A 12,538-nucleotide genomic window follows, 5' to 3' on the forward strand; every position below is an offset into this window, starting at 1 on the left:
GGACGGAAGGCGCGTCATCCGGGGTGCCCTTCTCTTTGGTTACTTTCTCTTGGGCAAGCAAGAGAAAGTGACCCGGCGATCGGCAGATCGTCGGAAGCCCGCGGCAGGCGAGCCAGGTCGCGGCGACGCTTCAACTGAGCGACGGAGCCAAAAGCAAAGTCACTGGATGACCGGCCCTTCGGCCGTTGAAAGGCTCCTCCCGCCTTCGCGGGAATGACGGTGAGGGATAGAGACCTTATCGCGAGCGCCCACCCCTCCCCCCAACCCTCTCCCCAAAAGGGAGAGGGAAAAATAGACGCGCACCGCCACACCCTTGGCGTACCATCCTCCCCACACTCGTTCGAAAGGCCCGAACATGTTGTCAGAGGATGAACTGGCACTGCTGGAGGCCATCCGCGAAAGCGGCAGCCTGTCGCGCGCCGCCGCGCGGCTCGGCAAAGCACCCTCCACCATTTCGCACGCCGCGCGCCAGCTCGAGACACGCTTCGACGCCCTGCTCTTCGACCGCCGCCGTTACCGTTTGCAGCTGACCCCTGCCGGCCAGTTGCTCGCCAATGAAGCCGCGCGATTGATGCAGGACGTCTCCCGCCTCAGCCGTCGCGTCAGGCAAATCGCCAGCGGCTGGGAAGATCGGCTGTGGATCGTCACCGACGAAATCCTCGAATTCGAGTTGTTCGCCCCGGTGATCCGTTCCTTCGATGCCCTGCAGTCAGGCGTTGCGCTGCGCATGACGCACGAAGTGCTTGGAGGCACATGGGAGGCGCTGCGCGAAGGGCGAGCCGACCTCATCATCGGTGCCACCAACGAGCCACCCGCCATTCCGAAGCTCCGCTGGTTCGAGCTGGGCGTGATGGAGTGGGTGTTCGCCGTGTCGCCTCGCCATCCGCTGGCCAAGGCAGCGGAGCCGCTGGAGCGCGAAGTGGTGGCGCGTCATCGCAGCGTGGTCGTTGCCGATTCCTCACGCAGTTCCGCCGGCCGCGCTTACGGCCTGGTGGGTGGGCAGGCCACGCTGGCCGTGCCCAGCATGGCGGCGAAGATCCTCGCGCAACGCGAAGCCCTGGGCGTCGGCTGGTTGCCGCGTCATCGCGTGGCCGGCCTGCTCAAGCGCGGCGAACTCGTCGAGAAACGCATGGCCGATCCGCGTGAACCCAATACGCTCTATGTGGCATGGCGCGGCGACCAGGAAGGTCGCGCCCAGTCGTGGTGGCTGGAACAACTGAAACAGCCACGCCTGGCGAAGCGGCTGGTACGCGGCGTGGAGATCAACACCTGAGCGCGATGCGCGGCATTGCCGAAGAAACGGGCTCGACAGGAGCGCCTGCATGATTACCAATCGATCCATGCCACCCGGCGTCATCATTCCCGAGCTGGCCTATGACGACGTCATCGTGGCATCCGAATGGCTGTGCCGCGCGCTGGGCTTTCGCGAGCGGTTGCGTATAGGTGACCACCGCGTGCAGCTCACCTTTGATGGCGCGTCCATCGTCGTCACGGAGCGCCTGAGCGACGACGCGCCTGGCGATACGACACACGCGGTGATGGTCCACGTTGCCGATGTCGACCAGCATCACGCGCAAGCCAAAGCCGCAGGCGCACAGATATTGCAACCGCCTACTGACTACCCTTACGGCGAACGCCAGTATGCTCTGGAAGATCCTGGCGGCCATCGCTGGAAATTCTCGCAATCGATTGCCGACGTCGATCCCGGTCTTTGGGGCGGCACGCTGATCACCGATACACCTTGAGCCGGAGCAACCATGACCCTCGACTCGCCTCGCCCTGCTGGGCTGCCCGTATTCAACGCCAAGATGCTGATCCGGCCGGCAGCCGCTTGGCTCACCGTGGCGTTGTTCCTTATTTTCGGCTCGGACTGGATGCAGCATCTGAGCCGCCACGAAATCGGCCTCTCGCTGTTCGCGTGGCTGTTCTTCGTCATCGTGTGGGGTTCGTTCGGCGTGGTGCACGAGGCGGAGGAGCTGGCGCACCTGCTGGGTGAACCGGTGGGCACCTTGGTGCTCACCCTGTCCATCGTGCTGATCGAGGTGGTGCTGATTTCCGCCGTGATGCTGGGTGCCGGCGATACCGCCACGCTGGCGCGCGACACGATGTTCGCGGTGTTGATGATCGTGCTCAACGGCGTGGTGGGATTGGGGTTGCTGATAGGCGGCATACGACATCACGAGCAGGCGTACAACCTGCACGGTGCCTCGGCGTTCCTCGCCGTGATCATCCCGCTGGCGACCATCGCCCTGGTGCTGCCCAATTTCACCGCATCGACGCACGACGGCACGCTCACACCCGTGCAGGCGGTGTGCTTCTCCATTCTTACCATCGGGCTGTACGGCTTGTTCCTGTGGCTGCAGACAGGTCGCCACAAGGGCTACTTCATCGCGCCACGTTCGGATACCGACGCCAACGTGCCGGAAGAGGTGCCGCCACCGCCGCCGCGTCCGCGCAAGGGCGAAATGGCTATCCACCTGGTGTTGTTGCTGGTCAACATCCTGCCGATCGTGATCCTGTCCAAGAGCCTGGCCAAGGTGCTTGATTACGGCATTGCCGCCACCGGCGCGCCGCATGCGCTGGGCGGCATCATCATCGCCATGCTGGTGTTCACGCCCGAAGGCATTTCGGCACTTATCGCGATTCGTCGCGACGAGCTCACGCGCGCCATCAACCTGTGCCTGGGCGGCGCGGCATCCACGGTGGGCCTTACCGTACCTGCGGTGCTGGCGATTGGCCTGTTCACGGGCAAACCCGTGGTGCTGGGCCTGCCATCGGCGAGCATCGTGCTGCTCTCCTCGACCCTGGTGCTGAGCACGCTGACGTTTTCCGGCTGGCGCACCACCATGCTTGAAGGCGCGGTGCACCTGTCGATGTTTGCCGTGTTTCTGGTGCTGGTCTTCAGCCCTTAGCGCCACTGGCAGCCGGGCGTGCCTGCCTTGGGCACGTCCGGCAAATGCTCATGCTGACTTCGCGCCAGCGCGCACAAGGTAATACACGGCGAACATGCCCTGCGGATCGGTCCACTCGTGGGCGATGGACAGCCCGGCCTTGCCGGCAAGCGCAGCGAAATCCTCGGGCGAATACTTGCAGCTGTATTCCACCTGCATCGCCTCTTCCGCAGCGAAACTCACCTGCTGCTTGCCCACACGAACCTTTTGATCGCGCGTGCTGACGATGAAGGTTTCGATACGTCCGATCATCGCGTTGTAGTGCGCACGATGGCGGAAGCCCGACAGGTCGAAGTCGCTGCCGATTTCACGATTCAGGCGTACCAGCATGTTGAGCGTGAACTCGGCGGTGACACCGGCCTTGTCGTTGTACGCCGCCTCGATGGTCGCCGTGTCTTTCTTCAGGTCCGCGCCAATCAGGATGCCGCCGTTGTCGCCCATTTCGCCGCGCATCTTGCGCAGCAGTTCGGCGGCTTCCCGCGCTTCGAAATTACCGATGGTGGAACCCGGGAAATAGATCACCGTGCGGCGCGGTGCGCGCGGTGGAATCGGCAAGCGCAACGGACGCGTGAAGTCGGCATGCAGCGCCTGCACCGGCACATTGGGGAAGCGCGTATTCAACGCCTGCGTGCTGTTGCGCAGCGGCTCAGGGGAAATCTCCACCGGCACGTAGGACACCGGCGCGTGCAGGTGTTCCAGCAGCATGCGGGTCTTGATGGCGTTGCCACTGCCGTATTCGACCAGGCGCACGTCCGCGCCAAGCACATCGGCGATTTCGCCCGAATGGACATCCATCAGCGCGATCTCGCTGCGCGTCAGGTAGTACTCGGGTTGTTCACAGATATCCTCGAACAACTGCGAGCCGCGCTCGTCGTAGAACAACCACGACGGCAGGCGCTTGGGCTTGGCACGCAGGCCACGTTGAACAATGCCGACCAGGTCGTCGACGGGTGGGCGACGGTCGTCGTCGCGAATTTCACAGGCTTGCACACTCATCGATCCTGCCCCAGGCGAATCCCCATGAACTGCCAGCGCGCATGGGGAGGAAAAAAATTCCGGTAACTGGCACGCAGGTGCTCGCGCGGCGTGGCACACGAGCCACCGCGCAACACCCATTGCCCATTCATGAACTTGCCGTTGTATTCGCCCAGTGCGCCGGCAAGCGGCTTGAAACCGGGATAGCTGACGTACGGCGATGCGGTCCATTCCCACACATCACCAAACATTTGCAGCAACCCCTCGCCTGCCGTGGCGGCTTGAGGATGGAAGGTCAACGCGTCCAGCAAATTGCCTTGTACCGGCAACGAGGCGGCGGCGTTCTCCCATTCGGCTTCGGTGGGCAACCGCGCACCCGCCCAGCGGGCATAGGCGTCGGCTTCGAAATAGCTGACGTGGCTGACCGGCGCGTCCGGATCGATGGGTTGCACGCCCGCCAGGGTGAATTCGCTGGACATGTCTTCCTGCCAATAGAACGGGCGCTGCCACTGCTCGCGCTTGATGGTGTCCCAACCTTCGGACAGCCACAGCGACGGCTCGTCGTAGCCGCCGTCGCGAATGAATTCGGCGTATTCCGCGTTGGTCACCGGGCGATTGGCCAGCGCATGCGGCTGCAGCAACGCGCGATGGCGAGGCAACTCGTTGTCGAACGCAAAACCGGGGCCTTGATGCCCCATCTCCACAACGCCCTCGCGGCCCGGAATGAACTCCAGCGGCACGGACGACGTCGCCGACGACGTCACCAGCGGCGCCGTGTACGCGGGCAGCAGCGGATTGCTGAAGAAGGCGTGCTTGATGTCGGTGACCAGCAGCTCCTGATGCTGCTGTTCGTGCTCAAGGCCCAGCTCGATGACGTCGACCGTCGTGGCATCCACGCCCCGCGCCAGCCACTCGCACAGCGCCTCGTCCACCCGTTCGCGGTAGTCGCGTATCTGCGCGACGCCCGGACGCGAAAGCAGGCCACGACGCGGGCGTGCATGCATCGGCCCGACCGTCTGGTAGTAAGAGTTGAACAGGTAATTCCATTCCGGATGCGACGAGCGATAGTCCGGATTGCGCTCCAGCACGAAGCGCTCGAAGAACCAGGTGGTGTGCGCAAGATGCCACTTTGTCGGACTGGCGTCCGGCATCGATTGCACCATCATGTCTTCGGGGGTGAGCGACGCGCACAGGGCATTGCTGCGGGAGCGGATTCTCCGGTATCGCAGCATCAGCGCCTCGGCTTGGGTGGCCGACTGCGCCAGGGTCATCGCTGCCCCCGGCGTCCAGATACGCGGGTGCCGTCCTTGCGATATGGACCGGCAAGACTCGTTCTGAGGGAGGGGCGTTTTGACATGCCGGCACCATGCCGGAGGAAGCGTTCAGTCCGTGTGATGTGGGGATGGCGAAAACTTGACAGCACCCGCCCCCATTCACGACGCAGCGCATCACAAAAAAAGAAGCCCGGCACAAAGGCCGGGCTTCTTCATGTCGACGTGCGACGTCGCTTAGTGACCGTAGTAACGGTAACCGCCGCGATAGTAGTAGCCGCCACGGTGGTAGTAGCCCGGGTGGCCGCCGACCACGACGGCTGCACCCACGGCCGGGCCGTACACCACCGGTGCCGGAGCACCGTAGTAGACGGGCGCCGGAGCCGGCGCGTAGACGACCGGCGGGGGCGGTGCGTAAACCACCGGAGCCGGTGCGTAGTAACCCACGCCCACGGCCGGCAGACCGATACCCACGTTCAAGCTGACATGGCCTGCGAACGCCGGGGCAACGGCGGCGCAGCCGACCAGCATGGCCGTGGCCAATGCAACACGCTTGATGGTGGAAATCTTCTTGTTCATAAGGTTTGTCTCCCAAGGGAGGCTTGATTCCGACAGGGAATGCTTCTTCCCCTATCGCTCTTTGCCGGGATCAATGCTGTGACTTTTGCGCTGAATCCGGACTGAGTAGAAACCGTGAAAATGCTTAACGGCGGCGCTGGTTCCTGACGTGGTTCACACTGTCGCCCCAGGGCGAATCGCCGGTCGATTCCTTGGGATGCAGGCGCAGCAGCCAGCAGCCGTGAATGTCCGAGCGACGGGTGAAATCGAACGGGATACTGGGCGCACTCCAGTCCTCGATCCTGAACTGTTCGGCCAGTGCCTCGGTGTTCAGTTTGAAGCGCCGGAAGTTGTTGGAAAACACGATGACGCCGTCGCTGGTGAGCCGCTCCCCACAGGCCTGCAGCAGCGCGACGTGATCGCGCTGGACGTCGAAATCCTCCGCTCGCTTGGAGTTGGAGAACGTCGGTGGGTCCACATAGATCACGCCGTAACGCTCGCGCTCCTGGCGCAGGAAGGTCAGCGCGTCGGACTGCATCAGGCGATGCTTGCCGCCGGTGAATCCGTTCAGTGCCAGGTTGCGTGACGCCCAGTCCAGATAGGTGGCCGACAGATCGACGCTGGTGGTGTCGCGTGCACCACCGTCGGCGGCATAGACGCTGGCCGTGGCCGTATAGGCGAACAGGTTGAGGAAGCGCTTGCCCGACGCCAGTTCGCGCAGCTTGGCGCGCACCAGGCGGTGGTCGATGAACAGGCCGGTGTCCAGGTAATCGGTCAGGTTCACCAGGAATTGCAGGCCGCCTTCGGCGACCTCGATGAACTCGCCTCGCTGGTCGAACTGGCCGTACTTGGAACCACCCTTGCCCCGCTCACGGGTTTTCAGCGCGATGCGATCACGCGGTACGCCCAGCACCTCGCCCGCCACGCGAACGATTTCGCGCAGGCGCTGGCGGGCCGTTTCCACGGGAATCTCGGCGGGTGCGCGGTACTCCTGGATGTGCAGCCAGGGCTGGCCCTTGTCGCCACCATAGACATCGACGGCGGCGGCGTATTCGGGCAGATCCTGGTCGTACGCGCGCCAGCAGTGGATGCCTTCGCGTTCCAGGCGCTTGCGCAGGTGACGCAGATTCTTTTCCAGTCGGTTGCGCAACATCTGCGCACCTTCCGACAGCGGTTTCGCTTCCCGCGGCGCCTCGCTGCGTGCGTGCAGTTCGAAGATCAGCAGCACGGTTTCCAGTGCGCCGTTGTAGAGGGCGTATTTCTTCTCCGCCCGCAACGGAATCGCCTGGCCCAGTTCCACGTCGCCCGCCAGCACGGCGGCACGCCAGCCGGCGAAGCGCTCGCGGAAGGTTTCACCCAGCGAGCGGTACAGGCGTGGCATCTCGGCTCGGTCGCCCAGGCGCTCGCCATAAGGCGGATTGGTGATGACCAGGCCACGCGTGTAGCCAGGCGGCGGCGACACATGTGTCACGTCATGCTTGTCCAGCGTCATGAAGCCGGACACGCCCGCCTCCTGCGCATTGCGCTTGGCGGTCTGCACCATGCGCGGGTCGGCATCGCTGCCGAAGAAGCAGGCGCGCAGTGCTCGCAGGCCGGTTTCCGCACGCTGGCGCGCTTCGTCCAGCAGGCTGCGCCACACCGCGATGTCGTGCTGCGCCCAACCCAGGAAGCCGTAGTAGTCGCGATGCAGGCCCGGCGCCACACCGGCGGCCATCCACGCACCTTCGATCAACAGCGTGCCGGAACCGCACATGGGATCGAGCAGCGCGCCGCCTTCGGCATAGACCTCCGGCCAGCGGGCACGGATCAACATGGCCGCCGCCAGGTTTTCCTTCAGCGGCGCTTCGCCTTGCAGTTCGCGCCAGCCACGTCGGTGAAGTGGCGCACCGGCCAGGTCGATGGACAGCGTGGCGCGATCGCGGCGCAAACGCAGGTTGATGCGCACGTCCGGCTCGTCGGTATCCACGTCGGGGCGCGAACCGTCGCGCTGGCGGAACTGGTCCACCACGGCGTCCTTCACGCGCTGCGCAATGAACTGGCTGTGGGTCAGCTTGCTCTGCGCCGAGTTGGCGTCCACCGCCAGCGTGGCGCGCGGGCCGAGGTGCTGGGACCAGTCGATGGCCTGCACGCCGGCATAGAGCGCGTCGTCAGTCGATGCGTCGAACTCGGCCAGCGGCAGAAGCACGCGACTGGCCAGGCGGGACCACAGACAGGCCCGATAGGCGGTTTCCAGCGTGCCGGAGAAATGCACGCCGGCAAGCGCCTCGCGCACGTCGGCGGCGCCCAGCGCAACCAGCTCGTCGCGCAGCAGGTATTCCAGGCCCTTCGGGCAGGTGGCGAAGAAGGCGCTCATGCGGCCAGCCCGGTGAGGAACAGGCCGAACTGCTCGACGATGCGGTCCACGCTGTCTCCCAGGCGATGGTCGTCATCGACCACGATCAGTGGCAGGCGACGACGGCCTGCGAAGGCGACTACGCCTCCCGGCGGGCAAACGTCATCGCGCCAGCCGTGATAGAGCACGGAGGGCACGCCCTCGGCGACGTCAAAAGCCTGGCGATAACCGGGAATCTCGCTGGGCGTGGCCAGCAGGAACAAACCAGCCACCGGCCGCTGCAGCGAGGCCAGCCCGGACACGAACGCGCCCATGCTCGACCCCACCAGCACCGGCGGCGCGTCCAGCGCGTCGATGGCCGCCACCAGGCGTTGCAGGCGCGGATCCACCGAACCGGCGTAACCCGGCGCGTCGTCCGCACGGTAGTCGGGGCGCTGGGTTTTCCAGCCCAGGGACTCGGCGAAAGCGGCCAGGACGCTGACCTTGGTGGCATCCGGACCGGAGTCCGAGCCATGCGAAAGAATGATCTGGCCGCCCATTGCGGACTCCGCTACGACATTTTCAGGCCGCGCATCGTAACAGGCGACGTCTCAATCGACGGTCGTTAGACTCCCGGCATGTCATTGACCATCGTCGATCAGCCCCTTCCCTACGTTTCCCTGCTGCCCGAGCGCCCTGCCGGCGCCGTGGAAATGGTGGTGATCCACTGCACCGAACTGCCCGACCTCGCCATGGCGCGGGAATACGGCGAACGGGTGCTTTACGAGAGCGGCGCGGGTGCCAGCGGGCATTTCTACATCGACCGCGACGGCAGCGTTCACCAATACGTGCCGGGCACGCGGGTGGCCAACCACGTGCGGGGGCATAACCCCCATTCCATCGGCATCGAGCTGGTGAACCTGGGGCGCTACCCGGACTGGTGGGATTCGCGACGCCAGGCCATGACCGAACCGTATACCCGCGCCCAGATCGACGCCCTGCTTGCCCTGCTGGCCGAATTAAAGCGGCAGTACCCCAACCTGCACCGCCTTGCGGGCCACGAAGACCTGGCCACGGCCCGATTGCCCGCCACCGACGATCCGTCGCTCGATGTACCGCGCAAGCTCGATCCCGGTCCGCTGTTCCCATGGCCCGAAGTCATCGAAGGTAGCGGCCTGGGGCGATGGACGCCTGCGGGCGGCTGATGCAACCACAAGCCGGGTCCGTTGGTCGCCCCCGAAGACGGGCGTCCACAATCGCTATAATTGCCGGCCATCCCAATCCGCCGAGCTTTTTCCATGAGGGAAACCCACGTCCGCGAACTCGTCGACCTGCTCGAACTCGAGCGTCTCGAGGACAACCTGTTCCGCGGCCAGAGCCGGGACATCGGTACGCATTTCGTGTTCGGCGGCCAAGTGCTGGGCCAGGCCTTGTCGGCCGCCCAGCGCACCGTGGAGACCGGCCGCGAAGCGCATTCGCTGCACGCCTATTTCCTGCGTGCCGGCGACATCAACGCGCCCATCGTCTACAGCGTGGAGCGCACGCGCGACGGCGGCACGTTCTCCTCGCGTCGCGTGGTGGCCATCCAGCACGGCCAGCCGATCCTCAACGGGTCCATTTCCTTCCAGGTGCCGGAGCCGGGTTTCGAGCCCCAGTCGTCGATGCCCGAAGTACCCATGCCCGAGGACATCGAGCCGATGCAGCCGATGCCGCCCGAACAGCTGGCCAAGCTGCCGGAGAAGCTCCAGCGCTGGCTGGGCGTGGATTCGCCGTTCGAATTCCGCCACGTCTGGCCGCAGGACCGCCTGCATCCGGTGAAGCGCCCGCCGATCCAGCACATCTGGTTCCGCCTGAGCGCACCGGTGGGCGATTCGCCGGACCTCCACCGCGCCCTGCTGGCCTACGCCTCGGACTTCAACCTGATCGGCACGGCCACGCTGCCGCACGGCATCTCGTACTACACGCACAACGTGCAGATGGCGAGCCTGGACCACGCGCTGTGGTTCCACCGCCCGTTCCGCGCCGACGAATGGCTGCTGTACTCCTTCGACAGCCCTACCGCCCAGGGCTCGCGCGGCTTTGCCCGTGGCCAGATCTTCACCCGCGACGGTCGCCTGGTGGCTTCCACCGCTCAGGAAGGCCTGATCCGCCTGCGCGGCTGAGTCGCCGGACCCGCGTAGTACCATGACGCAGGCCGTTCCCGGCCTGCCCGCCCCGGCGTGAATCCAAGGTTTCCCCATGCGTCAGCTCTACACCTCGCCCCGCCAGGAAAACATCGACCGCGTGGCCGCCCTGCTGACCGAGCGCGGCATCGACTGCACGATCGAGAACCGCTCCAACTACAAGCGGCAAACCTACCAGCGCTTCAGCTACTCCCAGCGCCAGGACAATCGCGATAACTGGGCCCAGGTCTGGGTGACCCGCGCCGACGACTACACCCGCGCCCGCGCCCTGCTGAAGGAGCTGGGCATTGAGCCGGTGGTACGCCATGGCGAGGAGCTGGCCCTGGCACGCAACCCCACCCCGGAGATGAAGCGCCAGAGCGTGGCGACCCGCATGCGCCGCATCGTGATGCTGGCCGTGGCCGGCGCTTTCGTGGTTCTGATGCTCCGGTACATGGGTGTCATCTGAACCGGCCGGGTCGGCCAGGCGCCATATCAGCTTTTCCCTACTGACAATGTGAGCCAAACCAGACATAGAATCGGGTCATGCGCTCCGATCGTGTCCGCCTCTTCCAAACCCTGCCGCACGCCTGCGGCTATTTTGGCGAGCGCACGGCACAGAACCTGGTGATCGATCCGGCGGCCCCACAGCTGGACCAGCTCTATGGCCCGGCGCTGGAACGCGGCTTCCGACGCGCCGGCGGGCACCTCTACTACCCGTATTGCACCAGCTGCCGGGCGTGCACACCCTGTCGCATCGACGTGGAACGCTTCAGCCCCGACCGCAGCCAGCGCCGATGCCTGAAGCGCAATGAGGACCTGCAGGTCGTGGAGTCCATGGCCGGCTACAACGCCGAACGCCACGCGCTGTACGAGCGCTACCTGCGCCAGCGCCATCCCGGCGGCGGCATGGACGAAGCGGATGCCAGCGACTTCCGCCGGTTCCTGACCGCGCCGTGGAGTCCCACGATGTTCCTGGAATTTCGTCAGGGCGCGCGACTGCTCGGCGTGGCCGTGACGGATGTCTGCCAGCAAGGCCTTTCAGCCGTCTATACGTTCTACGATCCCGACGAAACCGCGCGCGGCCTGGGCACATACGCCATTCTTCAGCAGGTGGAGCTGGCCAAACGGCGCGGCCTGCCGTGGATCTATCTCGGCTTCTGGATCGCCGGCCATCCGAAGATGGATTACAAGCGCAAGTTCCGTCCCATGCAGGTCCGCACCAGCGAAGGCTGGACGGACATGCAGGACCCCTGAAGCAAACTCGCGCTCAGGGTTGGCCGATGTCCAGCACCACGCGCCCCTGGATATGCCCCTCGCGTAATCCCTGAAGCACGTCGTTGACGTCCTCCAGCTTGCGCCGCTCGATGGTGGGCACGATCTTGCCTTCGGCGGCGAACGCCACGGCTTCGGCCAGATCCTTGCGCGTGCCCACGATGGAACCGCGGATGGTGAGGCGCTTGAGCACGACGTCGAAGATCGGCGTGGCGAAATCGCCGGGCGGCAATCCCACCAGGCTCATCGTGCCGCGGCGGCGCGTGAAGCCCAGGGCCTGCGAGAACGCCGGTGGCGATACCGCAGTGACTAGCACGCCGTGCGCGCCGCCGCCGGTGACATCGAGCACTTCTTCCACGGCGTTGGCGCTGCGTGCATCAATCGCAGCCACTGCACCGAGTTCGCGAGCCAATGCGAGCTTGTCGTCTGCCACATCCACCGCCACCACCTGCAAGCCCATCGCGGTGGCGTATTGGATGGCTAAATGGCCCAGGCCACCAATGCCAGACACGGCTAGCCATTCACCGGGACGTGCTTCGGTTTCGCGGATGCCTTTGTAGGTTGTCGCGCCCGCGCAAAGGATGGGCGCCATCTGCGCGAAGTCCGCGCCGTCCGGCAGGCGAGCCACGTAGGCAGCGTTGCCAATGGCGTATTCGGCGAACGTGCCGTCCACGCTGTAGCCGCTGTCGTGTTGCGTTTCGCACAGGGTTTCCCAACCGGTGATGCAGTACTCGCAATGGCCGCAGGCGTCGTGCAGCCATGCAATGCCCACGGGATCACCCACCTTGAGGTTTTCAACGCCCTCGCCCAGTGCGGCGACGACACCAACGCCTTCATGGCCGGGAATGAACGGTGGATTGGGTTTCGCCGGCCAGTCGCCATCCACGGCATGCACGTCGGTATGGCACACGCCGGTACAGACGATCTTTACCAATACCTCGCCGCGCGAGGGCACGGGTACCGGGACTTCCTCGATGCGCAGCGGTTCGCCGAAGCGGTGCGCAACAGCGGCTTTCATCGTCCTGGGGGCCATGA

At 65.1% G+C, this 12,538-nt stretch carries 13 protein-coding genes; 7 read left to right on the plus strand and 6 right to left on the minus strand.

The window, feature by feature from the left end; all coding sequences use genetic code 11:
• Positions 1–355 precede the first annotated feature (355 nt).
• From DK366_RS16195 to DK366_RS16205, 3 genes are read left to right on the plus strand one after another with little or no spacing between them, the layout of a single operon-like run.
• The gene (locus tag DK366_RS16195) at positions 356–1,273 is read left to right on the plus strand and encodes a LysR family transcriptional regulator (RefSeq protein WP_109126606.1); all 918 of its coding nucleotides are present in this window, start codon (positions 356–358) and stop codon (positions 1,271–1,273) included.
• A 49-nt stretch (positions 1,274–1,322) separates the two neighbouring features.
• On the plus strand, positions 1,323–1,745 hold the full coding sequence (locus DK366_RS16200; RefSeq protein WP_109126607.1) for a VOC family protein: 423 nt from the start codon (positions 1,323–1,325) through the stop codon (positions 1,743–1,745).
• A gap of 12 nt (positions 1,746–1,757) precedes the next feature.
• Entirely contained in the window at positions 1,758–2,912 is a 1,155-nt protein-coding gene (locus DK366_RS16205; RefSeq protein ID WP_109126608.1) for a calcium:proton antiporter, read from the plus strand.
• 48 nt (positions 2,913–2,960) lie between these two features.
• Here the strand turns inward: DK366_RS16205 and egtD are convergent, their stop codons facing one another.
• From egtD to DK366_RS16230, 5 genes are all read right to left on the minus strand, one after another.
• Complete coding sequence (gene egtD, locus DK366_RS16210) at positions 2,961–3,947, minus strand: L-histidine N(alpha)-methyltransferase (RefSeq protein WP_109126609.1); 987 nt, start codon at positions 3,945–3,947, stop codon at positions 2,961–2,963.
• Positions 3,944–5,197 (minus strand): ergothioneine biosynthesis protein EgtB, encoded by a 1,254-nt coding sequence (gene egtB, locus DK366_RS16215; protein WP_109126610.1) that lies wholly within the window; start codon positions 5,195–5,197, stop codon positions 3,944–3,946. Before egtB ends, egtD begins: the two co-directional genes overlap by 4 nt.
• Before the next feature lie 237 nt (positions 5,198–5,434).
• Positions 5,435–5,776, minus strand: a complete 342-nt coding sequence (locus tag DK366_RS16220; protein WP_109126611.1) for a hypothetical protein — start codon at positions 5,774–5,776, stop codon at positions 5,435–5,437.
• A 124-nt stretch (positions 5,777–5,900) separates the two neighbouring features.
• Positions 5,901–8,108 carry a bifunctional 23S rRNA (guanine(2069)-N(7))-methyltransferase RlmK/23S rRNA (guanine(2445)-N(2))-methyltransferase RlmL gene (rlmKL, locus tag DK366_RS16225; protein ID WP_109126612.1) on the minus strand — a complete coding sequence of 736 codons (2,208 nt, stop codon included), beginning with the start codon at positions 8,106–8,108 and terminating at the stop codon, positions 5,901–5,903.
• Positions 8,105–8,626, minus strand: coding sequence for an alpha/beta fold hydrolase (locus DK366_RS16230; protein WP_109126613.1), 522 nt, complete (start codon positions 8,624–8,626; stop codon positions 8,105–8,107). Before DK366_RS16230 ends, rlmKL begins: the two co-directional genes overlap by 4 nt.
• Positions 8,627–8,704: 78 nt before the next feature.
• On the opposite strand from DK366_RS16230, the gene DK366_RS16235 reads away from it, so the two are divergent.
• The 4 genes from DK366_RS16235 to DK366_RS16250 all read left to right on the plus strand — a co-directional run bounded on the left by DK366_RS16235 (position 8,705) and on the right by DK366_RS16250 (position 11,485).
• Positions 8,705–9,271: an N-acetylmuramoyl-L-alanine amidase gene (locus tag DK366_RS16235; RefSeq protein ID WP_109126614.1), complete on the plus strand. Its 567-nt coding sequence runs from the start codon at positions 8,705–8,707 to the stop codon at positions 9,269–9,271.
• 93 nt (positions 9,272–9,364) lie between these two features.
• Positions 9,365–10,228, plus strand: a complete 864-nt coding sequence (gene tesB, locus DK366_RS16240) for an acyl-CoA thioesterase II (RefSeq protein WP_109126615.1) — start codon at positions 9,365–9,367, stop codon at positions 10,226–10,228.
• A 76-nt stretch (positions 10,229–10,304) separates the two neighbouring features.
• A complete protein-coding gene (locus tag DK366_RS16245) occupies positions 10,305–10,697 on the plus strand; it encodes a DUF2007 domain-containing protein (protein ID WP_109126616.1) in 393 nt (130 codons plus the stop codon).
• A gap of 77 nt (positions 10,698–10,774) precedes the next feature.
• Positions 10,775–11,485 carry an arginyltransferase gene (locus DK366_RS16250; protein WP_109126617.1) on the plus strand — a complete coding sequence of 237 codons (711 nt, stop codon included), beginning with the start codon at positions 10,775–10,777 and terminating at the stop codon, positions 11,483–11,485.
• Positions 11,486–11,498: 13 nt separating this feature from the next.
• Here DK366_RS16250 and adhP read toward each other — a convergent pair whose 3' ends face one another.
• Positions 11,499–12,536, minus strand: coding sequence for an alcohol dehydrogenase AdhP (adhP, locus tag DK366_RS16255; protein WP_109126618.1), 1,038 nt, complete (start codon positions 12,534–12,536; stop codon positions 11,499–11,501).
• Positions 12,537–12,538 lie beyond the last annotated feature (2 nt).

The sequence above is a fragment of the Dyella sp. C11 genome, from assembly GCF_003121485.1.
Classification (GTDB): Bacteria; Pseudomonadota; Gammaproteobacteria; order Xanthomonadales; family Rhodanobacteraceae; genus Dyella.

Excerpts from the sequence above, each read along its gene's own strand:
- DK366_RS16195 (WP_109126606.1), top strand. The coding sequence starts at position 356 with ATGTTGTCAGAGGATGAACTGGCACTGCTGGAGGCCATCCGCGAAAGC.
- DK366_RS16200 (WP_109126607.1), top strand. The coding sequence starts at position 1,323 with ATGATTACCAATCGATCCATGCCACCCGGCGTCATCATTCCCGAGCTG.
- DK366_RS16205 (WP_109126608.1), top strand. The coding sequence starts at position 1,758 with ATGACCCTCGACTCGCCTCGCCCTGCTGGGCTGCCCGTATTCAACGCC.
- egtD (WP_109126609.1), bottom strand. The coding sequence starts at position 3,947 with ATGAGTGTGCAAGCCTGTGAAATTCGCGACGACGACCGTCGCCCACCC.
- egtB (WP_109126610.1), bottom strand. The coding sequence starts at position 5,197 with ATGACCCTGGCGCAGTCGGCCACCCAAGCCGAGGCGCTGATGCTGCGA.
- DK366_RS16220 (WP_109126611.1), bottom strand. The coding sequence starts at position 5,776 with ATGAACAAGAAGATTTCCACCATCAAGCGTGTTGCATTGGCCACGGCC.
- rlmKL (WP_109126612.1), bottom strand. The coding sequence starts at position 8,108 with ATGAGCGCCTTCTTCGCCACCTGCCCGAAGGGCCTGGAATACCTGCTG.
- DK366_RS16230 (WP_109126613.1), bottom strand. The coding sequence starts at position 8,626 with ATGGGCGGCCAGATCATTCTTTCGCATGGCTCGGACTCCGGTCCGGAT.
- DK366_RS16235 (WP_109126614.1), top strand. The coding sequence starts at position 8,705 with ATGTCATTGACCATCGTCGATCAGCCCCTTCCCTACGTTTCCCTGCTG.
- tesB (WP_109126615.1), top strand. The coding sequence starts at position 9,365 with ATGAGGGAAACCCACGTCCGCGAACTCGTCGACCTGCTCGAACTCGAG.
- DK366_RS16245 (WP_109126616.1), top strand. The coding sequence starts at position 10,305 with ATGCGTCAGCTCTACACCTCGCCCCGCCAGGAAAACATCGACCGCGTG.
- DK366_RS16250 (WP_109126617.1), top strand. The coding sequence starts at position 10,775 with ATGCGCTCCGATCGTGTCCGCCTCTTCCAAACCCTGCCGCACGCCTGC.
- adhP (WP_109126618.1), bottom strand. The coding sequence starts at position 12,536 with ATGGCCCCCAGGACGATGAAAGCCGCTGTTGCGCACCGCTTCGGCGAA.